This window comes from Streptomyces sp. NPDC001315 (assembly GCF_042896175.1).
In the GTDB taxonomy this organism is placed as follows: Bacteria; Actinomycetota; Actinomycetes; order Streptomycetales; family Streptomycetaceae; genus Streptomyces.
Genome location: NZ_JBIAWZ010000029.1, coordinates 1 through 20,326 on the forward strand (window position 1 = coordinate 1; position 20,326 = coordinate 20,326).

Consider the following 20,326-nt stretch of genomic DNA (forward strand, 5'->3'; position numbering starts at 1 on the left):
CCGATACGACAAAACGCCTCAGAGCTACCTCGCCGGCCTACACCTGCGCGCCTCGATGATCTGGATCAAAGACCTCACCCGGACCGCCCGTTGATCGCGACTCAATACGCGCCCTAGCAGGGTTCGGAGAGAAAAACGGCGACCGCATCGGCGAACTGCGCTGGAACATCGTGATGCACGACGTGACCGGCAGGCAGCTCGGCCAGGCGGACTCTGCCGGCACAGCGGGCCACCATCTCTTTAGCGTGATCGGCCGCCAATTCGTCACTGCGCGTTCCATGGACCAGCAGCGTGGGGCAGGACACCGACATCCAGTCGTTCCAATGATCACCATTGAGAGCCTTCTGGGACGCCACAGTGCCAGCGATGTCGAACGAGAACCCCCAGCCCTGGACTGCCTGCCGGAGGGAACACTCCAGATAGGGCGCCGTCGCGCCCAAAGCCGCGACCAGCGCTTCCCGGGACGGCATGACACCGGGAAGGCGTGTGGTGAACGACCAGTCGCAGTCCACGACCGCACCGATGTCCTCGACGATCAACGCGCTGACCTTGTCCGCGTGCCGGGCCGCGAACTGATAGGCATTCACTCCACCCAGTGAGTGGCCCAGCACCGCCGCAGGGCCGACTCCCAGATGCCGGTGAAAGGCAGCCACATCGGCCACGTACTCGTCCCGCTCGTAACTGCGAGCACGGTCGGACTCTCCATGCCCGCGTTGATCGAGCGCGATCACTCTCCACCGTGGGGTCAGTGCCGCAGCCAACGGCGCGAACGCCAACGCTTCGTTGTAATGCCCGTGCAGGGCCAGAAGCGGCCTTCCCGGACCCCCGAAGTCCAGATACGACAGCTTCCGCCCACCCACCATGAAGAACCTACGCATGGTGCGGATATTAAAGGAGGCAGTACCCTCTTCCAGCATGACCGTGATCGACGCACAAACCCTGCCGCCGCCGGGCGGACGGAGCAGCGCATTCACTCCGAAGAGGGCACGTCGTCGTTGAGTTGCCGCAGCCTCACTCTGGACCGGAGGCCCCAGCATCCACTCGAGTTCGCTCATCGTGATGGCGATTCCTGAATCGACCAGCGTGGATCTTGTTCCTCAGTTGATTCGGACATCAAGGGTCTGAGGACGTTGGTGGATTGCCCGGGTTGCAGATCTTGATCGTCTTGGGCTTGCGGCCGGCTCGTCGACGCCTCCAGGATCGGCTGCATGATCAAGGGTGTGATGTTCGACTTCTCCGGGACCCTCTTCCGGATCGAATCGGCCGCGCAGTGGCTGCGCACGGTGGCAACCAAGGCCGGTCTGGACGTGCCCGAGGGTGAACTCGACGCGTGCGTCAGCCGGCTGGAAGAGTTCGGGGCTCAGCCCGGAGGGGTTCCTCCGCGCAAAGTGCCGCCCCATCTGGAGGCACTGTGGCGGGAGCGCGATCTGACCGCCGAACGACACCGGGCTGCCTTCACAGCCCTTACCCGGGAAGCGAAGCTGCCTGCGGCTGACCTGGCCGAGGCCCTGTATGAACGTTCCCAAGTGTCTGGAGCATGGCTGCCTTATCCCGACACCGAGGAAACCCTCCGCGCCCTGCGCGGGCGAGGCATCCCGGTCGCTGTCGTCAGCAACATCGGCTGGGACATGCGCCCTGTCTTCCGCGACCACGGTGTCGATGACCTCGTGGACGCCTACTTCCTCTCCTTCGAGTGTGGGGTGAAGAAGCCCGATCCCCGGATCTTCCAGATGGCGTGCGACAAGCTCGAAGTGGCGCCCGGCGATGCACTCATGGTGGGAGACGAGCCTGTTGCGGACGTCGGCGCTGCCACGCTGGGGTGCCGGGTCCACCTAGTCGATCCCTTGCCCGTTGACCAGCGTCCCGGCGCGCTGGCCGAGGTGCTCCAGCTCCTCTGACGTGCCCGACCGGGGCGACGTTCGGCGCGATGTTGAGGGCCCGGCGACCGAACGCCGTCCACTGCACCCACCGGCCCAGGCAGACCACACCTCGCCGCGGAGGCGCCCCCGCGCCGGCCCGAAACGCGGACCGCGACCGGGCGCAGCGCCAGACCTGCACAATGCCCCGACCACAGGCCCGCCCACGGCCACCTGGTCGCCCCGACCATTCAGGTGGGCCACCGGCTTCACCCTCGCCGCCGCGGCCCTGTGCCTGCTGCTGCCGGGGCGGCGGGAGGCGGTGCGGACGAAGTCCTGGTCCAGGACGTTGGCGCGGGGTGACAGAGGTCACTGGGGCGAACGGGGCGATCACGGAATGCGAGAGGACGCTCCTGCTGCTGCACGTGTTATGAGCCCACCCCTGTCCCAGGGGTGGGCCTCCCCGTTCCTCGAAAGGTTTTCTGCACCATGCCGCTGGCCCTGCTGGCCCTGGCTGTTGTCGCGTTCGGCATCGGCACGACCGAGTTCGCCACGATGGGGCTGCTGCCCCAGATCGCCGACGGGATCGACGTGTCCGTGCCGCACGCCGGCAATCTCGTCTCCGCGTACGCGCTCGGTGTTGTCGTCGGAGCCCCCGTCCTGACGGGCATCGGCGCGCGCATCCCCCACAAGCGGCTGTTGCTGCTCCTGTCCGGCCTGTTCGTCGTCGGCAACGCCGCGTCCGCGCTCGCCCCGAACTTCGGCACGCTGTTCGCCGCGCGCTTCCTCGCCGGCCTGCCGCACGGCGCGCTGTTCGGTGTGGGCGCCGTCGTCGCGTCCCGGCTCGTCGCGCCCGACCGGGCCGCCCGCGCCGTGTCCAAGATGTTCCTCGGGCTCACCGTCGCGAACATCGTCGGCGTACCGGCGAGCACGGCCCTCGGGCAGCACCTCGGTTGGCGCTCCGCGTACTGGGCGGTCGCCGTCATCGGTGGTGTCGCGCTCGCGGCGCTGGCCCTGTTCGTGCCGCACCAGCCGCGCGGCGGGCAGACCGGGATCCGGCACGAACTGCGTGCGATGGGCAACCGGCAGGTCGTGATCGGCCTGGCCACGGCCGTCGTCGGATTCGGCGGATTCTTCGCCGTCTACAGCTACTTGGTGCCCATGCTGACGAACGTCACGGGCATCTCCGACTCCTCGACCACGCTGGTCCTCGCGCTCTACGGCGTCGGCATGACGCTGGGCACGCTGGTCGCGGGCCCGCTCACGGACCGCGCGCTGCGGCCCACGCTGTACGCGGGCCTCGCCCTGCTCGCCGCGGCGTTGGTGACCTTCTACTTCGCGGTCCACAGCACGGTGCCCGCGCTGATCACGATCATCTGCATCGGGGCGTTGGGCTCGCTCATCACGACGCCGGTGCAGATGCTCCTGATGTCCAAGGCGGAGGCGGCACCGACGATGGCGGCCGCCTCCAACCACTCCGCCTTCAACCTCGCCAACGCGGGCGGCGCCTGGCTCGGCGGCCTGTCCATCTCGGCGGGCTGGGGCTGGGCCTCGCCCAACCTGGTCGGCGCAGCCCTCGCCGTCGCCGGACTCGGCCTCGCCTTCGCGGGAGGCTTCATGGACCGTGGCACGCGCCGCTCCCAGGTGGTCGCCTCGTCCGGTGCCGAACACTCGACGCAGACCGACCAGGTCACGACGACGAAGTGAAGCTTCCCCTTGATCGTGGACACCTGGAGACTGGGATCTTGAGGTTCCAGAGGAAGTAGCACCAGGTGGGAAGCAAGTACACGAAGCGGTACACCGAGGAGTTCAAGCGGGACGCCATCGCGCTCGTCGACTCCACGGGCAAGACGGTCACCGCCATCGCCCGAGAGCTCGGGATCAGCTCGGAGTCCCTGCGCGGCTGGTACCGCCGGGCGAAGGCGGACCGGGGTGAGGGCGAGTCCGGTGAGCTGGCCAGCGCCGAGCGCGAGGAACTCAAGCGGCTGCGCAAGGAGGTCCGTGAACAGCAGCAGACGAAGCATAACGATCACGTGTCCGAGATCACGGGGAAACTTCACCGCCGGGCTTTGGGGGCGCCGTGATGGCCGCCACGGGCATCGACTTCTCCGTCCTCGCTCCGCCTGCCTACCTGGAGGACTTCGTCGCCGAGGAGCCGGCCCGCGTCCACCATGTGGCCGCCCAGCGCGTGCTGTCCGACGAGATCTACCGGGTCTTCTTTACTCGCGAGGCCGAGCGCGGCGCCGAGATCATCGTGGACAACGGGCTGTTCGACCTCGGCTATGCCCTGCCGGCGGAAAGCCTCGTCGAAGCCGCGCGCGGTGTCCGCGAGGGAGATCATCCTGCCGGACGTCATGCGGGACGGGGCCGCGACCTTGAAGGCGAGCGAGCAGGCCGCGCGCGAGATCCGGGAGCAGTCCGGCGACGCATTCCGGCTGTGCGCGGTCCTGCACGCGGCGGACGACGAAGAGTGGCTGCGCACCTACGACGCCTTCGTGACCAGCGACTGGGCCGGGGCCATCGCCTTGCCGGCATCGCGTCGGCCGGATCCCGACGGGCAGCTGTGCCGCACCCGCTGATTGGCGACCGCCTACCTGAAGGACCGCGGTTTGGTCGACGATCTGATCGTCTACCGGCTCCTCGGCTCGGGCCGGACCGGACACCTGGAGCTGATCGGGCAACGCGAGCACGAGTGGATCTCCTCCGTGGACGGCGCGGCCCCAGTCATCCTCGGCGCGATGGGCATCGCCTTGCGACGACTCATGAGCATGGCCTGCGAGAAGTAGACGAACGCCTCGCTGGAAGCGGGCAGCGTCTCGAAGTCCCGCACCAGACGACGCGAACGTATCAGCCACTTCGTTGCAGCGTGCGCTCTACTACCCAGCGTCTCGGCAGCACCACGAACCCCTTCATGTCGTCACTGCGCTCGACGATCTCGAGGGTGAGCTGGAGTTTCTCCTTCGCCCAGGTGACCAGGCGGCCGGTGTAGCCGCCGTCGGCCTACACCAGCGTGATCATGCGGAACCGTGTCCGCAGGCGGGGCAGCATGACGCGGGCGGCCTGGCGGTCGGTGACGTCGGCGGCACACACCGGGACCATCAGCAGCAGGCCGAGCGTGTCCGTGATGGCGTGCCGGCGCCTGCCGTTGATCTTCTTGCCGCTGTCATAGCCCCGCGAGGGCCGCGGGTACCGAGGCGGCGCCCTTGACCGACTGCGAGTCGATGATGGCCGCGGTCGGCTCCGCCTTGCGGCCTTCGGCCTCACGGGGCCGGCCGCGCAACCGGTCGTGGAACTCCTTGACCAGACCGCGCTCCCGCCACCTGCGGAAGAAGGCATGTACGCGGTCCCAGGCGGGGAAATCGGCAGGCATGGAGCGCCACTGCCGTTGTCGGTCACGTAGAAGATCGCATCCGGCATCACGCGGTGGCAGTAGCCTCCGGCTGCCCGCCCCGGCCCCCAGCCAGGCCGGCACCGGCATCACATCCCGCACCACCGCCCACTGCGCATCCGTCATGTCCGACGGACATACCGGCATCCTCTCCGGGCGGTCGGCCGCGTTCCCGAACCGGTGCGCGAGGCAATCGCACGAAGACACACGGGAGTTGGACGGGACGGGGACCGGCACGCAAGACTGGGACAGGGCCTCCTGAGACTCGTTTGGTGTCGCAACCTCGAGCTACCAAGGGGCCCTGTCCTCATGCATCCACCCGGCCGAGATCACCCAACCAGGGACCGTGTTCGATCAGAACCGTCCTCATGATCGATAGAGATACGGCTTCTCAACACCACTCACCTGGGTTCCGTTGGGGCTCGAGTCGTCCCAGGGCATGCCGTTGCGGGAAGTGGGACGCCGCCCGAAGCAGTCGATGTTCGCGGGGCACACCTGGCCGGCAGCCGGCAGTGGGGCAGGTCGGCGGGAATGGCTCCAGAGCCCGCGGTACGCGACCGGAGCGATGCGCCACGTGCTGTCGAAATTTCGAAGGTGCCGACGACTCGGTGGCGGCCGGCGGTCGGGGGCTGGGCTGTGCTGCTGCGCTCGACCAGGCTGGTGGCCAGGTCAACGCGCAGCGCGGACGGTGGGTTGCCGCGGGCGAGGTCGATCACCATGCGCGCGGCGACCTCGGCCGTCTCGGTCAGCGGCTGGCGGACGGTGGTCAGGGGTGGGCCGACCCAGCGGGTGATGGGCAGGTCGTCGAAGCCGACGACGCTGAGATCCTAGGGGATGCGTAGGCCCAACTCCCGTGCGGCCTCGTAGACGCCGAGCGCCTGCAGGTCGTTGCTGGTGAAGATCGCGGAGGGCCGGTCCTTGAGGCGCAGCAGCCCCAGGCCCGCACAGTAGCCGGTTTCGTGGTAGAAGTTACCCTCGCGGATCAGTGCGGGATCGAAGGCGACGCCGCCCGTCTCCAGCGCGGCCCGATAGCCGTCAATCCGGGCGCGGCTGCACGTCATCCGCCGTGGTCCGGCGATCATGCCGATGCGCCGGGGCGGCGGGCGAGCACCCCGTCCATCCAGGACTGCCCGAGGCTGAGCCGGCCCGAGGATTCCGACAGGACGCGCTCATCCCCTCTTCGCGGACGACGTTCTCGCCCCCACGGATGACTCTCGAGCTCGTGGAACACCAGCTCCAGCAATGGGCTGGACGGGGCGCTGTTGCTGCGTCGCCGCTGGTAGCCGTAGTGATGCAGCTCCTCCACCCGCTCCGGGTGCGGGGCAACGTCCGCGCGGCCGTTGACGATCTTCGAAACATTCGGTGTGGACACCCCCGCCTCGCGCGCGACTTCGTCGAGTGTCGCCGCTCTGGTCACGAGCCCCTCCTGTGCTGCCCTGGTGTGACTACGTAGTCATTGCGGCTGTACAAGGCGGATATTAGCTGGTCAGGGCCCCAGCCGGTACGGGCCGAATCGAGATCTTCCAAACCCTTGACGAAGATCGATGTTACGCCTAGGTTTCCCGCAGCATTCGGAAATCTCTTCGAAATTATCGACGGAGTGGCAATCCAATGGGTTCTCTTCGCGTGACCGTTCGCAACGGTGCGACCCGGAACAGACTCGCCGCAGTAGCGGCAACGACCGCGCTGCTGCTCGGTCTGACCACCGCATGTGGGTCCAGCGGCGGCTCCAGCTCCGGGGCGATCCACGTCCTCGTCTACGGGGACTCCGCGAACAAGGTCGAAAAGCAGATCGTCGACCAGTTCAACAAGACCTCGAAGGTCAAGGTGGTGCTGGACACCATCCCCGGCGCCGACTACCAGGCCAAGCTCAACACGATCATCAACACCCCGCAGGCCCCGGACATCTTCTTCAACTGGGGCGGCGGCAGCATCGCGCCCTACGTCAAGAAGAACCTCCTGCTCCCCCTGGACGACATGATCGCCAAGGACCCGGGGCTCAAGGCCAACTTCCTCCCCTCGGTGTTCAACACCGCGGTGATCGACGGCAAGTCCTACGGTGTCCCGATGCGCGGCACGCAGCCCGTGCTGCTCTTCAACAACAAGAAGGTCCTGGCGAGCGCCGGCCTGAGCGTCCCGCAGACCTGGGACGACCTGATCAACGACGTCAAGGTGCTCAAGGACAAGGGCGTGACCCCGTTCGCGCTCGGCGGCGGCGACCAGTGGCCCACCCTCATGTGGTTCGAGTACATCTTCGACCGGGTCGCCGGTCCGGACCTGTTCGAGAAGGCGCTCGCCGGTGACAAGAGCGCGTGGGAAAGGCCGGAAAGCCGCAAGGCCCTGGGCATGCTGAAGCAGCTGGTCGACACCGGCGCATTCGGCAGCAACTTCGACTCGGTGAAGTTCACCGACGGCGGGTCCCCGGCGCTGCTGGCCAAGGGCAAGGCCGCCTTCGAGCTGATGGGCTCCTGGGAGTACTCCACCCAGCAGTCCAACAACCCCGACTTCGCCAAGAACGACCTCGGCTACAGCGCCTTCCCGACCATCAGCGGCGGCAAGGGCGACCCGAAGAACCTCGTCGGCAACACCAACAACTTCTACTCCGTCCTGAAGAAGACCAAGCACCCCGAGGCCGTGGCGGACTTCCTCAAGCTCATGTACTCCGACGAGTTCGTGAAGGCCCAGCTCGGCATCGGCAACCTGCCGACCACCACCAACACCGACAAGTTCCTGTCCACCTCGGCCAGCCCGGACTACTCGAAGTTCCAGTTCAACCTGGTCAAGGCGGCCCCGTCGTTCCAGCTGTCCTGGGACCAGGCCTACCCGCCGGCGGCGGCCACGCCGCTGCACACGGCCATTGTGAAGTTCTTCGACGGCAAGACCGACGCCAACGGCTTCATCCAGGCGATGCAGTCGCTGTCCAACTCCTGAGTAGGACCGATGAGCTCACTTTCTCTCGCAGCCGTGTCCGGCCGCCGCAAGGCGCGCCGGGCCGGCGTCGGGGTGACCCGCCCGGGCTTCGCCTGGGCGGTACCCGCGACCGTCTTCTTCCTCCTGTTCGCGATCCTCCCGCTGGTGCTGGTCGCGGTGCTGTCCTTCACCAGCTGGGACGGCATCACCTCGCCGCACTTCAACGGCCTGGCGAACTGGACCAAGCTGATCCACGACCCGGTGATGACCCAGAGCATCTGGCTCACCCTCGTGCTCACCGTGCTCGGGGTCGTGACGCAGACGCCCATCAGCATCCTGCTGGGCGTCTGGGCGGCCGGCCACCAGCGCAACCGGGCCGTGCTGTCCGCGATCTTCTTCGTCCCCCTGCTGCTCTCGGCGACCGCGGTCTCGGTGGTATGGCGCGCCCTGCTCGACCCCAACTTCGGCATGCCGGGCCAGCTTCCCTGGCTGTTCGGTGACGGCAACCTGCTCGGCAGCCAGACCGGTTCGATCGGGGTGCTGACCTTCGTCGGAATGTGGCAGTTCACCCCCCTGCACACGCTCCTCTACCAGGGCGGCGCCCGCGGGATTCCGCAGGTGCTCTACCAGGCCGCGGCGATCGACGGGGCCGGCACCGTGCGGCAGTTCTTCCACATCACGCTGCCGCAACTGCGCAACACCGCGATCACCTCGATGATCCTCATGGTCGTCGGCGGGCTGACCACGTTCGACACGGTGCTGATCCTCACCCAGGGCGGCCCCGGCACGGACACCACGGTCAGCGCCTACTACATGTACCAGCAGAGCTTCAAGAACTTCGACTTCGGCGCCGGCTCGGCCATCGCGCTGGTCCTGGTCGTGGTGGCCACGCTCATCTCCCTGGCCGTGGTCCGGCTCTCCGGCTACGACAAGATGCGCAGCACGGCGGAGGGGATCTGATGCGACAGCGCCCCAACTACCTTGCCGGACTCGGCTCCCTGATATGGCTCGCTCTGGTCGGTCTGCCGCTCTACGTGCTGCTGATCTCGACCCTGCGCACCACCTCCAACTACTCCACCCAGGGCCCGCTGAGCTTTCCGTCGCAGCTGACCCTGAGCAACTACCTCAACGCGTTCTCCAACGGCTTCGGCCAGGACTTCCTCAACACCCTGATCGTCACCGTCAGCGTCGTCGGCATCGTGCTGGTGGTGGTGCCGCCGCTCGCCTACGCCATCGTGCGCGCCCAGGGCCGGACCATCACCGTCGTGTTCCGGGTCTTCCTGCTGGGACTCGCGATCCCCGCGCAGGCGGTGATCGTGCCGATGTTCTACGTGATCAGCCAGGCCGGGCTCTATGACCACCTGATCGGCGTCATCCTGCCCACCGCCGCGTTCTCGCTGCCGGTGTGCACCCTGGTGCTGACCGGGACGATGCGCGACATCACCCCTGAGCTGTACGAAGCCATGGCGATGGACGGAGCCTCCCCGCGGCGGGTCTTCATGCAACTGGTCCTGCCGCTGTCGAAGAGCGGGCTCTCCTCCATCGTCGTCTTCTCGGCCCTCCAGGCCTGGAACGGCTTCCTCTTCCCGCTGATCCTCACCCAGTCGGAGTCGACCAAGGTGATCACCCTCGGTCTGTACAACTTCCAGACCGAACACGGCGTCGACGTCCCCGGACTGCTCAGCGCCGTGGTGCTGTCCATGCTCCCCATCTTCATCGTCTACCTGTTCGCCCGCCGCGCCCTGGTCCAGGGGCTCATGGGGGTCGGAGGAAAGTGACCGGCAACATGAACCCCACCGCCGAGCTCACCACCCCTGTGTGGCGGGACGTCTCGCTCGACCCCGCGACCAGGGCCGACGCCCTGATCGCGGCGATGACCCTGCGGGAGAAGACAGCGCAGCTGGTCGGCATCTGGGTGGGCGCCTCCGACGAGGGCGGCGAGGTCGCCCCGCACCAGCACGAGATGGAGGAGCCGCCGGACCTGGACGAGCTGCTGCCGAACGGTCTGGGCCAGCTGACCCGGCCCTTCGGCACCGTTCCCGTGGACGCCGCCGTCGGTGCGCTCTCGCTCGCCCGCTCCCAGCAGCGCATCGTCGCCGCCAACCGCTTCGGCATACCCGCGATCGCCCACGAGGAGTGCCTGGCCGGGTTCGCGGCCTGGGGGGCGACCGCCTACCCGGTCCCGCTGTCCTGGGGAGCGACCTTCAACCCCGAGCTGGTGCACACCATGGCCGGCGCCATCGGGACCGACATGCGCGCCGTCGGCGTCCACCAGGGCCTCGCCCCCGTGCTCGACGTGGTGCGCGACGCCCGCTGGGGCCGCGTCGAGGAGACCATCGGCGAGGACCCGTACCTGGTCGGCACCATCGCCACCGCCTACGTGCAGGGCCTGGAGTCCGCCGGGATCGTCGCCACGCTCAAGCACTTCGCCGGCTACTCCGCCTCGCGGGCCGGCCGCAACCTCGCACCGGTCTCCATGGGCGCCCGCGAGCGCGCCGACGTCATCCTTCCCCCGTTCGAGATGGCGCTGCGCGAGGGCCGACCGCGCTCGGTCATGCACGCCTACACCGACACCGACGGCATCCCCTCGGCCGCCGACCAGGAACTGCTCACCGGTCTGCTCCGGGACACCTGGGGCTTCGACGGGACGGTGGTGGCGGACTACTTCGGCATCGCCTTCCTCAAGCTCCTGCACGGCGTCGCCGGAAGCTGGGACGAGGCCGCCGGGCTTGCCCTCGCCAGTGGCGTCGACGTCGAGCTGCCGACCGTCAAGACATTCGGACAGCCGCTGCTCGACGCGGTCGAGGCCGGCACCGTCCCTGAGGAGCTGATCGATCGCGCCCTGCGCCGGGTCCTCATCCAGAAGGCACAGCTCGGCCTGCTCGACCCCGAGTGGAACCCGGTTCCGCAGGCGCTCTCCGGAGCGGAACTGGCCGATCCCGAGGCGCTGCGCGGCAGCGTCGACCTGGACCCCCCGGCCAACCGGGAGTTGGCGCGCGAGCTGGCGGAGCAGGCCGTCGTGCTGCTGCGCAATGACGGCACACTGCCGCTCGGCCGCCCCCGCCGGATCGCGCTGATCGGCCCCAACGCCGACACCCCGACGGCCGTGCTGGGCTGCTACTCCTTCCCCGTGCACGTCGGCTCGCAACACCCCGAGGTCCCGACCGGCATCGCGCTGCCCACGCTGCGCGAGACCTTGGCGGCCGAGTTCCCCGACGCCGAGATCTTCTCCGCGCCCGGTGCGACGGTCGACGGCGACAGCACGGCCGGCTTCGCCGAGGCGGTCGCGGCGGCCCGCGTCGCCGACGTCGTGGTGCTCGCCCTCGGGGACCGCGCCGGCCTGTTCGGCCGCGGCACCAGCGGCGAGGGATGCGACGCCGAATCGGTTGAACTGCCCGGCGTGCAGCAGCAGTTGCTGGACGCCCTGCTGGATGCCGGCACGCCCATGGTGCTCGTCATGCTGGCGGGCCGCCCGTACGCACTGGGTCGCGCCGACACGGAGGCGGCGGCGATCGTGCAGTCCTTCTTCCCTGGGGAGGCGGGCACCGAGGCGATCGCCGGCGTGCTGAGCGGACGGGTGAACCCCTCCGGACGGTTGCCCGTGAGTGTGCCGCGGCACAAGGGTGTTCAGCCCTCCACCTACCTGGCCGCCCGGCTGGCTCAGGACAGCGACGTGTCCAGCACCAGTACCAGCGCGGCCTACGGGTTCGGGCACGGTCTCGGCTACACGGAATTCGAGTGGTCCGCGCTCGACGTCAGCGTCGCGGAGACCGGCACCGACGGCAGCTTCCGGATCGCCTTCGAGGTCCGCAACACCGGCGAACGCTCCGGCTGCGAGGTGGTGCAGTTCTACCTGCACGACCCGGTGGCCTCCGTGGTCCAGCCGATGCAGCGACTCGTCGGCTACCGGCGCCTCCCGCTCGAAACCGGGGAAGTCTGCCGGGTCCTCCTGGAACTGCCCGCGGACCTGGCCTCCTTCACCGGCCGCACGGGCCGTCGCATCGTCGAACCCGGCGAGCTGGAACTGCGGATCTCCGCCAGCAGCACCGACCACCGCATCACGGTCCCGCTGCGCCTGACCGGCCACGCCCGGGAGGTCGACCACACCCGCAGGCTGCACCCCGTCGTCACCGTCGAGTGCCGCTGACGCAACGAGAGCCGCGCGTGTACACCGACCTGCCCGAGGAGGCCCGCTCGTACGGCGGCGAGGCCGGCCTGACGCCGGTCAGCACCGGACTGAGCACCGTGGACACCTTCGACGTCACCTTCCCGGGCTTCGGCGGGGAGCCGGTCAAGGCGTGGCTGCGCCTGCCGGGCACGGCGACCGGCCCGCTTCCGGCCGTCGTGCAGTTCGTCGGTCATGGCTGCGGACGGGGGCATGTGCTGGAGAACCTGCTCTGGGCGTCCGCCGGGTACGCCCACCTCCAGGTGGACACGCGCGGGCCGGGCTCGGGCTGGAGCCGGGGCGCGACCCCGACTCCGGCCCGACCGGGCCGGAGGTCTCCGGCGTGATGACCCGAGGCATCAGCTCGCCGCGCACGTACTACTACCGCCGACTGCTCACCGAGGCGGTCCGGGCCGTGGACGCCGTCCGCCGGCTGGACCGCGTCGACCCCGACCGGGTCGCCGTGATCGGTCAAAGCCAGGGCGGCGGCACCGCACTCGCTGTCCCCGACCTGGCGCCACGGCTCCTACGCCGAACTGCCGGACGGGTGACGAGTGAGTCGCTGCGCACCGGGTCCGCCCCCTCCTGCCGCACGCGGAGATCAGCTTTCCGAACCGACGCGGACGAAACCCGGTGAACAGGGCTGTCCAGGAGCGGTTCAACGCCGTGATCCAACCAGCCACGACACGATCATCTCACCCGTAACCAGCAGTTACAGCACCCCCTGGACTCGCTCCACGGCACCCGGCTGCCCGAAAGGAACACATTCTGTGCGTACGTACGACAACCCTGTGATCAGCGGGTTCCACCCCGATCCGAGCGTGTGCCGGGTCGGTGACGACTACTACCTGGTGTGCTCCAGCTTCGAATACTTCCCCGGGCTGCCGATCTTCCACAGCAAGGACCTCGTGCACTGGGAGCAGATCGGCAACGTGCTCGACCGGTCCGAACAACTGCCGCTGCCTCTCCCCGGCGCCAAGGCGTCCGGCGGCCTCTACGCCCCCACGATCCGCCACCACGACGGCCGTTACTGGGTCATCAACACCAATATCGACGGCGGCGGCAACTTCGTCGTCTCGGCCGAGCGGCCCGAGGGGCCGTGGAGCGACCCGGTGTGGATCGACCTGCACGGGATCGACCCCGATCTGGCGTGGGAGGAGGACGGCACCTGCTGGTGCGCGTTCTCCGGGCCCGAAGGCGGCATCAACATGGCCAGGATCGACCCGGTCAGGGGGGAGGTGCTGGAGGGGCCCTTTGCCACGTGGTCGGGCAGCGGCCTCAAGTTTCCCGAGGCGCCGCACCTCTACCGCATCGGGGACTGGTGGTACCTGCTGATCGCGGAAGGCGGCACCGAACGCGGCCACAGCGTGTCCATCGCCCGCGGCCGCTCGCCGCGCGGCCCCTGGGAAGGCGCACCCGCCAACCCCCTGCTGTCCCACAGCGGTACCGGCCGCCCCATCCAGAACACCGGCCACGCCGACCTGGTGCAGGCTCCCGACGGCAGTTGGTGGATGGTGCTGCTCGGCGTCCGGCCCCGCGGCTTCACGCCCGACGTGCACGTGCTCGGCCGCGAGACGTTCCTGACCCCCGTGGAGTGGGACGAGGACGGCTGGCCCGTCGTCGCGCCCGTTCCCGAGAGCCACGCGGCCCCGGGCGGTGCCTGGCACCCCGTTCCGGCTCTGCCCGCCCGCGACGACTTCGACGAGTCCGCTCTCGCTCCGCAGTGGGTCTCGCCGTTCACCCGCCCGGAGGGCTCCTGGTCGCTCACCGAGCGCCCTGGCTGGCTGGCCCTCAACGCCACCGGCGCCACCCTCGACCGCCCCGGGTACACCTTCGTCGGCCGCCGCCAGCAACACCACGACTGCCGCGTCACCGCGGCGATCGACCCGGGTACGGGACGCGGCGGCCTCTGCGTGCGCCTGGACGAAGCCCACCACTACGAACTGGAGGTCGGCAACGGAGAGGCCAGCGTCGTCGCCCGGATCGGTCCGCTGCGCCAGACCGTGGCCAGCCGACCGGTCCCGTCCGGGCCGCTGACCCTCACCGTCGCGATCCGGACGAACGACCTTGTGCCCGCGTCGCCCGAACTCACCGATGGCGGGACCACCGGCCCTGACACCGTCGCCTTCTGGGTCGGCGATCCCGACGCCTCGGACGCCCAGCCACTCGTCGAACTGGACGGGCGCTACCTGTCCACCGAGGTCGCCTGCGGCTTCACCGGCCGCGTCATCGGCATGTACGCCACCGAGGGCACGGTCGCCTTCGACTGGTTCGAGTACGCCCCGGCCTCGGCGCCCTCCGCTTGACGCCTGGCGTTCGGCCGCGTGCGACACCTGCGTCCGTGCGGGCGCCGCACGCGGCATGCCACGAGACCGCCCCGTCAAAGGGAGTGGCCGACGATGTCGACCTGGGACGCGCCGACTTCACAGTCCTGGGTGACTTCCGCTCCCGCCTGATCACCCACCGGTTGGAGGAGCAGGTCCTGAAGGTGGTGCTGGCCCGGCTGTCGCAGGCCGGGACTGCTGCGGACCGGTGGCCGACAGCGCACCGACTCCACACACGTGCTGCCCGCGGTGCGCACGCTGAACCGGATGGAGTTCGTCGGTGAGACGCTGCGGACGCCGCTGAAGGCGCTGACGGCGTCCGCCCCGGACTGGCTGACCCCGTTGATCGACTCCGGCTGGGTGAAGCGATAAGAGGCCAAGGTCGACACCATGCTGCGACCGGATAGGTTCGCAGTGTCGGTGGACGAGGAGCGGCCCCTGGCGGGCAGGGGGAGGCGGGCGATGAGTGACAACTACCTGACGGTAATTCCGACTGATCCGTACTGGTGGCCCAGTAAGGATGCGGCGGATCGTGCTGTTGCCGTGCTGTCCGAGATGCTTCCCGACGACGACGCCCGCCATGGCCTGGAAGCCAAGTGGCACGACAGCGTCGAGGTGGTCTTCTGCGGCGCCAACCTGGAGAAGATCTCCTGCCCGTGCTGTGGAGCCAACTTCCCACCCGGCTGGTGGGGGGAGGCCGTCTCGGAGCGCTACGACGAAGGCTTTTCGACGCTCATGGTGACGGTTCCCTGTTGTGACGCCGCGACGTCGCTCAACGAGCTGGTGTACGACTGGCCGATGGGGTTCGCGCGGTTCAGGATCGAGGTCCTGTATCCGAACCGGGCATGGCTGACCGACGAGGAACTGGCCTCTCTCACGAACGCGCTCGGACATCCCCTACGACAGATTCTCATCCACATCTAGCTAGCCGACGGTGTGCTGCCGGAACGCCGCACAATGCCACCAGGACGCCCCGCCACGGCATGCCTGTCGAACCGACCAGTAGCTACGCCGCATTTCGGAACACCCCCCGATGACCAGCACTCCCCCTCCTCCGCTCACGGAGCCGGACCCGTCCGCACTGATCTGCCGTGGTGACCAGGTTGGATTGTGCGCCGCGTGCCAGCGCAAGACCCACAAGTACGACCGGGCTGGCTGTCCGCTTTCTTGGGCGGTGCCCGGTCGGGTCATGCTCGGGTGAGCACGATCTTCTTTCCGCCGGCCCGTCCGGTAACCACCCGGGCGAACGCAGCCGGTCCTTCGCTCAGTGGCAGGGGTTCCGGTGCGAGTTTCAAGGTCCCCGCGGCGGCCTGCTCCGCCAGCTGGACAAGCTGCGCGGCGTTGGGCTCAAGGTAGAGGTCCCAACTTGTGATGCCTCGTTCCTCCGGAGGTGCGTCCGAGGTCAGGGAGCACAGTCGGCCGCCGTCTCGCACCAAGGGCAGGGCGGCGTCCGCCGTGTTGGTGGCGATGGTGAGGGCGGCGTCGAACCCGCCGCGTACCTTGGCGGGCCAGTTCGGGTCGTGGTAGTCGACGACCTCCGTCGCTCCCAGACCGAGCAGGCGCTCCGCGGCGGCCGTAGACGCGGTCGCGGTCACCTCGATGCCCTTGGCCGCGGCAAGCTGGATGGCCAGGGCTCCGGTGGCCCCGCCTCCGTTGGTGATCAGGAGCCGCTGTCCTCGGCTGAGGTCCAGCTTCTCCAGGGCCTGCACCGCGGTGAGTCCGTTGACCGGCAGCGCCGCCGCGTGCACGGCGTCCAGCCCGGGTGGGCAGGCTGCCGTGTGATCCGCGTTGATCAGAACGCGTTCGGCCCAGAAGCCGCTTCCCCCGGGCAGCGGGGCCTCGTGCGCGAGCACCCGGTCGCCTACGGCAAACCCGGTGACACCCGCGCCGACGGCCAGCACCTTGCCCGCACCCTCCACTCCCAGCGCCGCCGGGGGGCGCAGCCCCACGTCCCAGCCAGCGCCGTTCAGCAGTTCGTCCCATGGGCCGACGCCGGCCGCCTCAACCGACACCAGGATCTGACCGGGCCCGGGAGATGACGGTTCGGGCAACTCCAGCAGGGCGGCTTCCTTCTCGGCCCCGGACACTCCGCACGCCTTCACAGCAGATCTTTGTCCTCTCACGCAGTCCGGCCGACCGGGAGGTACGGGCCGGAAACCCAAAACAGGCACCAGTGTCGACCTCGGGATCCCCTACAGAGGTCGCTTGTGGTCTCAGCCGCTTTGGTGTCGAACCAATGCAGCTAGTGACCCTGAACCGTTCCGGGTTTGATCGAGACTCTGGGTCGTGACTGTGACCTGGGGTTTCGTGGTTGCGAACGACCACCGACGAGCTCACGCCACAGCACCAGCCCAGAGAATCCTTTGTGCCAGTGGTGCATGGCACCGGTGATGAAGCAGTGGGGCCCGCGCGGCGCGCGGCGAGACGGGCGACGCAGACATGCACGCGGCGCCGACCAAGCCCGCAAAGAAGGCCGCGGCACGGAAGACGGCGAAGAAGGCACCCACCCAGACAGCTTCCTCGAGGAATGCCGGGCGCGGCGATCGGCGAGGTACGCCGGCACGCTGACCTGCCGTGGTCGGGGTCATGGTCGGGGTGTCCCCCTGAAAGGCCGAGCTGTACGGCGGCCAGGTCCAGCGGTCGTGATCGTCGGCCATGACCGGCGCCACGCGTCCCACGACGACACGTCACGCACCAGCCCGGGACGCATGTGGCCCCGGTTTCGGCAGGAGTGCCGAAACCGGGGCCACAGACGAAAAGCGTGGTCGTGAAGGGGCGGTCGCCTACGCGGCGAAAGGCTCTGCGGGGCTTCAGCCGAACGATCGTCCCAGCAGGCAATAGGTGAGGCCCGGGGACACTGTCCCCTTCACAACCACGCCTGCCTCAACCATCCGGACCCCGAAACCATTCCCAGCACGGGCCACCGGCCACCGGGCGGACCTCCGCGCCGGCTCGGGGGGAATCTCGGCACGAAGGCCCGCACCACCATCTTCCCCCCGAGCGCGACTTCGGGCCGCCTACGCGGTACGGCGGGGCTTGTCGGCGGCCACCTTCTCAGCCACCCGTGCGGTGTGCTGCGTCAGCGGCGGGCGTCGCCATGGTGGCGGTCGTAGCCCCAGGACTCCTCGTCGACGAAGCGGCCGCGGTCGTTGCGCAGGGTGGCGGTGTCGTGGTCGTTGTTCCACACGTACTGACGGCGGTCCTGGTACAGGTCGGTACGGGTGTCGCGGCCCTCACCGGTGTGGATGCGCACCGTGGCGCGGCCGTCCAGGCGGTAGTGGTCGAAGGTGTAGGTGGGGCCGGACTCGTCTTCGAGGGTCCAGCCGTCGAGGTTGACCGAGCGACGCGTGGTGTTGGTGAGTTCCACCCACTCCTTGTTCAGCGAGCGGTCGGAGCGGCATGGTCGGCCGCCGACGCCGGCAGCGCCGCCACCGGTCGCGGTGCCGGACCACGTAGCCGGCCTTCTCGAGACGGTCGACCAGCCGGGTCGCCGATCCGCTGGTCAGGCCGGTGAGTTCGGCGATCCGGCCGGTGGTGAACGGGCCGGGGTCGCCGGTCAGCAGGTTGAGGCACTGGACGGCGGTGGGGTGCAGCTTGAGATGGTCCGCGACCGCCTGGTTGAACATGACGTACGAGGCCAGGTAGCGGCGGGACTCCTGCTGGAGATCGTCAGTCAGCATGCGCACCCTCGTTAAATATCTGCGTAACGCAGTAACTGTGTCGTACGGTAAACGCATGACGAAGGAATCGTACCGGCCCGTGGTGGCCGTCGCCGGAGCGACCGGCGCCCAAGGCGGCGCGGCCGCCCGCTCGCTGCTCGATCAGGGCTTCCAGGTCCGGGCCCTGACCCGCACTCCCGACTCGGCCGCCGCACACGCGCTGAGGAGCCTCGGCGCCGAGGTGCACGCGGCCGACTTCGACGACAGCAAGTCGCTGGAGGCAGCCCTCAAGGGCGCCGACGGATTGTTTGCGATGTCCACGCCATTCGGCTCCGACCCGGAGACCGAAGTCCGGCAGGGCATCGACCTGCTGGAGGCCGCCCGTGGTGTCGGGCACATCGTGTTCACCTCGGCAGCGCACGCCGACCGCGGCACGGGCATCCCGCACTTCGACAGCAAGTACCGCATCGAGCGGCACCTGCGAGGGCTGGGTGTGCCGTGGACGATCCTCGGTCCGGCCGCGTTCATGGACAACTACACGGTCGAGTGGTCGCTTGAGGGTCTGCGCGAAGGCCGGTTCGTGTTGCCGATGGCGGCCGACCGGCCGCTGACGCTGATTCCCGCACGGGACATCGGCGCCTTCGCAGCCCATGTTCTTGCGCAGCCGCAGGAGTTCGAGGGCCGGCGCATCGACATCGCTTCCGACAAGCTGACCTGCCTGGAGATCGCGGAAGCCCTGACCGGCGTGTGCGGCCGGCCGATCGTCTTCGAGCGGCTACCGATCGCCCACGTCGAGGCGTTCTCGGCCGATCTCGCCGCGATGTTCCGCTACTTCACCGAGGTCGGCCTCGATGTGGAGGTAGACGCACTGCGGCGCGACTTTCCGAAGATCGGCTGGCAGCGCTTCGGCACCTGGGCGGCCAAGCGCACATGGCCCATCAGCTGAGTCCACGCGGTCAGCACATAGCCGGACTCAGTGGGCGGTTCGTGAGTCTATGCGTGGTTCTGATGTCGCCTGATGGTGTGGGCGAGGCCGAACGTGCCGGTCCGATGCCGGTGGCCTGCTGGGATCGGTGGGGTGAGTGAACGCAAGCCGCACCAGAGCGACTTGACGGGCGAGCAATGGGCTTTGATCGAGCCCGTGCTCACGGCCTGGAAGAACCGGCACCGTTCCGTCAGTGGCCACCAGGGCCGTTACTCGATGCGGGAGATCGTGAACTCGATCCTCTACCAGTCCCGGACCGGCTGTCAGTGGGCTCTCCTGCCGAACGACCTCTCCACCGATCCGCAGTTCGTCGCGAAGGTCGTCGACGTCGTCGGCCTGTACCACCACCCGCCCGAGAAGGCGGCGGTGCTGTGTATAAACGAGAAGTCCCAGATCCAGGCGCTGGACCGCTCGCAGCTGGTGCTGCCGATGATGCCGGGCATGCCCGAGCCGGCGTACCCATGACTACTACGGGCACGGCATCACCAGCCTGTTCGCGGCCTTCAACATCGCCGACGGCACCGTCATATCGCAGCTGCACCGCCGCCACCGGGCGATCGAGTTCAAGAAGTTCCTGGTCACAATCGACAAGGCAGTGCCCGCCGGGCTGGACGTCCACCTCGTGTGCGACACCTGCCACTCACAGCACCGCCGAGATCAGGACGTGGCTGGGCAGACACCCGCGCTTCCACGTCCACTTCACCCCGACCGGCTCCTCCTGGATGAACCAGGTCGAGCGGTGGTTCGGCCTGTTGACCGGCAAACTCATCCGCCGGGGCGTCCACACCTCCGTGCGGGCCCTGGAAGACGACATCGCCGGATGGATCGACACCTGGAACGAGAACCCACGGCCCTTCACCTGGACCAAGACCGCCGACGAGATCCTCAACTCCCCAGCCGACTACCTCACCAAGGTCGGAGCCCACAACCAGAAGAAAACAGAGGAGAACCCAACCCTCAGAATTTCTGGCGCATCACACTGGCTTGCAAGTGAGCGAGCGGTAACGGGGCGCGGCTGCGGCCCCCTCGGGGCTCGGGT

At 68.6% G+C, this 20,326-nt stretch carries 20 protein-coding genes and 4 pseudogenes; 15 read left to right on the forward strand and 9 right to left on the reverse strand.

Annotated features, from left to right (window positions below; translation table 11 throughout):
• Window positions 1–113 precede the first annotated feature (113 nt).
• Window positions 114–1,055, reverse strand: coding sequence for an alpha/beta fold hydrolase (locus ACFY16_RS39065; protein ID WP_390651993.1), 942 nt, complete (start codon window positions 1,053–1,055; stop codon window positions 114–116).
• Window positions 1,056–1,208: 153 nt separating this feature from the next.
• Between ACFY16_RS39065 and ACFY16_RS39070 the strand changes: the two genes are divergently transcribed.
• The 3 genes from ACFY16_RS39070 to ACFY16_RS39080 all read left to right on the forward strand — a co-directional run bounded on the left by ACFY16_RS39070 (window position 1,209) and on the right by ACFY16_RS39080 (window position 3,940).
• Window positions 1,209–1,898 carry an HAD family hydrolase gene (locus ACFY16_RS39070; RefSeq protein WP_390651994.1) on the forward strand — a complete coding sequence of 230 codons (690 nt, stop codon included), beginning with the start codon at window positions 1,209–1,211 and terminating at the stop codon, window positions 1,896–1,898.
• A gap of 447 nt (window positions 1,899–2,345) precedes the next feature.
• Window positions 2,346–3,563, forward strand: coding sequence for an MFS transporter (locus ACFY16_RS39075; protein ID WP_390651995.1), 1,218 nt, complete (start codon window positions 2,346–2,348; stop codon window positions 3,561–3,563).
• 65 nt (window positions 3,564–3,628) lie between these two features.
• A complete protein-coding gene (locus ACFY16_RS39080; RefSeq protein ID WP_390651996.1) occupies window positions 3,629–3,940 on the forward strand; it encodes a transposase in 312 nt (103 codons plus the stop codon).
• On the opposite strand, the gene ACFY16_RS39085 is transcribed toward ACFY16_RS39080, so the two are convergent.
• Window positions 3,913–4,197 (reverse strand): hypothetical protein, encoded by a 285-nt coding sequence (locus ACFY16_RS39085; RefSeq protein ID WP_390651997.1) that lies wholly within the window; start codon window positions 4,195–4,197, stop codon window positions 3,913–3,915. The two genes, ACFY16_RS39080 and ACFY16_RS39085, sit on opposite strands and share 28 nt — an antisense overlap.
• Window positions 4,198–4,210: 13 nt before the next feature.
• Here ACFY16_RS39085 and ACFY16_RS39090 point away from each other — a divergent pair, with 13 nt between their 5' ends.
• Entirely contained in the window at window positions 4,211–4,435 is a 225-nt protein-coding gene (locus tag ACFY16_RS39090; RefSeq protein WP_390651998.1) for a hypothetical protein, read from the forward strand.
• 30 nt (window positions 4,436–4,465) lie between these two features.
• Window positions 4,466–4,642: a hypothetical protein gene (locus ACFY16_RS39095; protein WP_390651999.1), complete on the forward strand. Its 177-nt coding sequence runs from the start codon at window positions 4,466–4,468 to the stop codon at window positions 4,640–4,642.
• A 214-nt stretch (window positions 4,643–4,856) separates the two neighbouring features.
• Here the strand turns inward: ACFY16_RS39095 and ACFY16_RS39100 are convergent, their stop codons facing one another.
• The 3 genes and pseudogenes from ACFY16_RS39100 to ACFY16_RS39110 form a co-directional block, all read right to left on the reverse strand.
• Window positions 4,857–5,120 (reverse strand): transposase, encoded by a 264-nt coding sequence (locus tag ACFY16_RS39100; RefSeq protein WP_390652000.1) that lies wholly within the window; start codon window positions 5,118–5,120, stop codon window positions 4,857–4,859.
• Complete coding sequence (locus tag ACFY16_RS39105; RefSeq protein ID WP_390652001.1) at window positions 5,020–5,391, reverse strand: transposase; 372 nt, start codon at window positions 5,389–5,391, stop codon at window positions 5,020–5,022. The genes ACFY16_RS39100 and ACFY16_RS39105 overlap by 101 nt, the downstream gene beginning before the upstream one ends.
• A gap of 479 nt (window positions 5,392–5,870) precedes the next feature.
• Window positions 5,871–6,592 (reverse strand): annotated as a pseudogene (locus ACFY16_RS39110) (substrate-binding domain-containing protein); the annotation flags it as partial.
• A 278-nt stretch (window positions 6,593–6,870) separates the two neighbouring features.
• On the opposite strand from ACFY16_RS39110, the gene ACFY16_RS39115 reads away from it, so the two are divergent.
• The 7 genes from ACFY16_RS39115 (at window position 6,871) to ACFY16_RS39145 (ending at window position 14,625) form a co-directional block, all read left to right on the forward strand.
• Window positions 6,871–8,175 carry an ABC transporter substrate-binding protein gene (locus ACFY16_RS39115; protein WP_390652002.1) on the forward strand — a complete coding sequence of 435 codons (1,305 nt, stop codon included), beginning with the start codon at window positions 6,871–6,873 and terminating at the stop codon, window positions 8,173–8,175.
• Window positions 8,176–8,184: 9 nt separating this feature from the next.
• Window positions 8,185–9,114 carry a carbohydrate ABC transporter permease gene (locus tag ACFY16_RS39120; protein ID WP_390652003.1) on the forward strand — a complete coding sequence of 310 codons (930 nt, stop codon included), beginning with the start codon at window positions 8,185–8,187 and terminating at the stop codon, window positions 9,112–9,114.
• Complete coding sequence (locus tag ACFY16_RS39125; protein ID WP_390652004.1) at window positions 9,114–9,932, forward strand: carbohydrate ABC transporter permease; 819 nt, start codon at window positions 9,114–9,116, stop codon at window positions 9,930–9,932. The genes ACFY16_RS39120 and ACFY16_RS39125 overlap by 1 nt, the downstream gene beginning before the upstream one ends.
• Window positions 9,933–9,940: 8 nt before the next feature.
• Window positions 9,941–12,301, forward strand: coding sequence for a beta-glucosidase (locus ACFY16_RS39130; RefSeq protein ID WP_390652005.1), 2,361 nt, complete (start codon window positions 9,941–9,943; stop codon window positions 12,299–12,301).
• 17 nt (window positions 12,302–12,318) lie between these two features.
• A complete protein-coding gene (locus ACFY16_RS39135) occupies window positions 12,319–12,666 on the forward strand; it encodes an acetylxylan esterase (RefSeq protein ID WP_390652006.1) in 348 nt (115 codons plus the stop codon).
• A complete protein-coding gene (locus tag ACFY16_RS39140; RefSeq protein WP_390652007.1) occupies window positions 12,666–12,956 on the forward strand; it encodes an acetylxylan esterase in 291 nt (96 codons plus the stop codon). The genes ACFY16_RS39135 and ACFY16_RS39140 overlap by 1 nt, the downstream gene beginning before the upstream one ends.
• Window positions 12,957–13,089: 133 nt before the next feature.
• A complete protein-coding gene (locus ACFY16_RS39145; RefSeq protein ID WP_390652008.1) occupies window positions 13,090–14,625 on the forward strand; it encodes a glycoside hydrolase family 43 protein in 1,536 nt (511 codons plus the stop codon).
• A 74-nt stretch (window positions 14,626–14,699) separates the two neighbouring features.
• On the opposite strand, the gene ACFY16_RS39150 is transcribed toward ACFY16_RS39145, so the two are convergent.
• Complete coding sequence (locus ACFY16_RS39150; RefSeq protein ID WP_390652009.1) at window positions 14,700–15,035, reverse strand: hypothetical protein; 336 nt, start codon at window positions 15,033–15,035, stop codon at window positions 14,700–14,702.
• 70 nt (window positions 15,036–15,105) lie between these two features.
• On the opposite strand from ACFY16_RS39150, the gene ACFY16_RS39155 reads away from it, so the two are divergent.
• Window positions 15,106–15,567 carry a hypothetical protein gene (locus ACFY16_RS39155; protein ID WP_390652010.1) on the forward strand — a complete coding sequence of 154 codons (462 nt, stop codon included), beginning with the start codon at window positions 15,106–15,108 and terminating at the stop codon, window positions 15,565–15,567.
• A 263-nt stretch (window positions 15,568–15,830) separates the two neighbouring features.
• Here ACFY16_RS39155 and ACFY16_RS39160 read toward each other — a convergent pair whose 3' ends face one another.
• The 3 genes and pseudogenes from ACFY16_RS39160 to ACFY16_RS39170 form a co-directional block, all read right to left on the reverse strand.
• A complete protein-coding gene (locus ACFY16_RS39160) occupies window positions 15,831–16,730 on the reverse strand; it encodes an NADP-dependent oxidoreductase (RefSeq protein WP_390652011.1) in 900 nt (299 codons plus the stop codon).
• Window positions 16,731–17,722: 992 nt separating this feature from the next.
• Window positions 17,723–18,052, reverse strand: a pseudogene (locus tag ACFY16_RS39165) (lamin tail domain-containing protein); the annotation flags it as partial.
• Window positions 18,015–18,323: pseudogene (locus tag ACFY16_RS39170) on the reverse strand (MarR family transcriptional regulator); the annotation flags it as partial. The pseudogenes ACFY16_RS39170 and ACFY16_RS39165, both read right to left, overlap by 38 nt.
• A gap of 55 nt (window positions 18,324–18,378) precedes the next feature.
• Here ACFY16_RS39170 and ACFY16_RS39175 point away from each other — a divergent pair.
• On the forward strand, window positions 18,379–19,248 hold the full coding sequence (locus ACFY16_RS39175) for an NmrA/HSCARG family protein (protein ID WP_390652012.1): 870 nt from the start codon (window positions 18,379–18,381) through the stop codon (window positions 19,246–19,248).
• A 132-nt stretch (window positions 19,249–19,380) separates the two neighbouring features.
• Window positions 19,381–20,180: pseudogene (locus ACFY16_RS39180) on the forward strand (IS630 family transposase); the annotation flags it as partial.
• Between the last annotated feature and the right edge of the window lie 146 nt (window positions 20,181–20,326).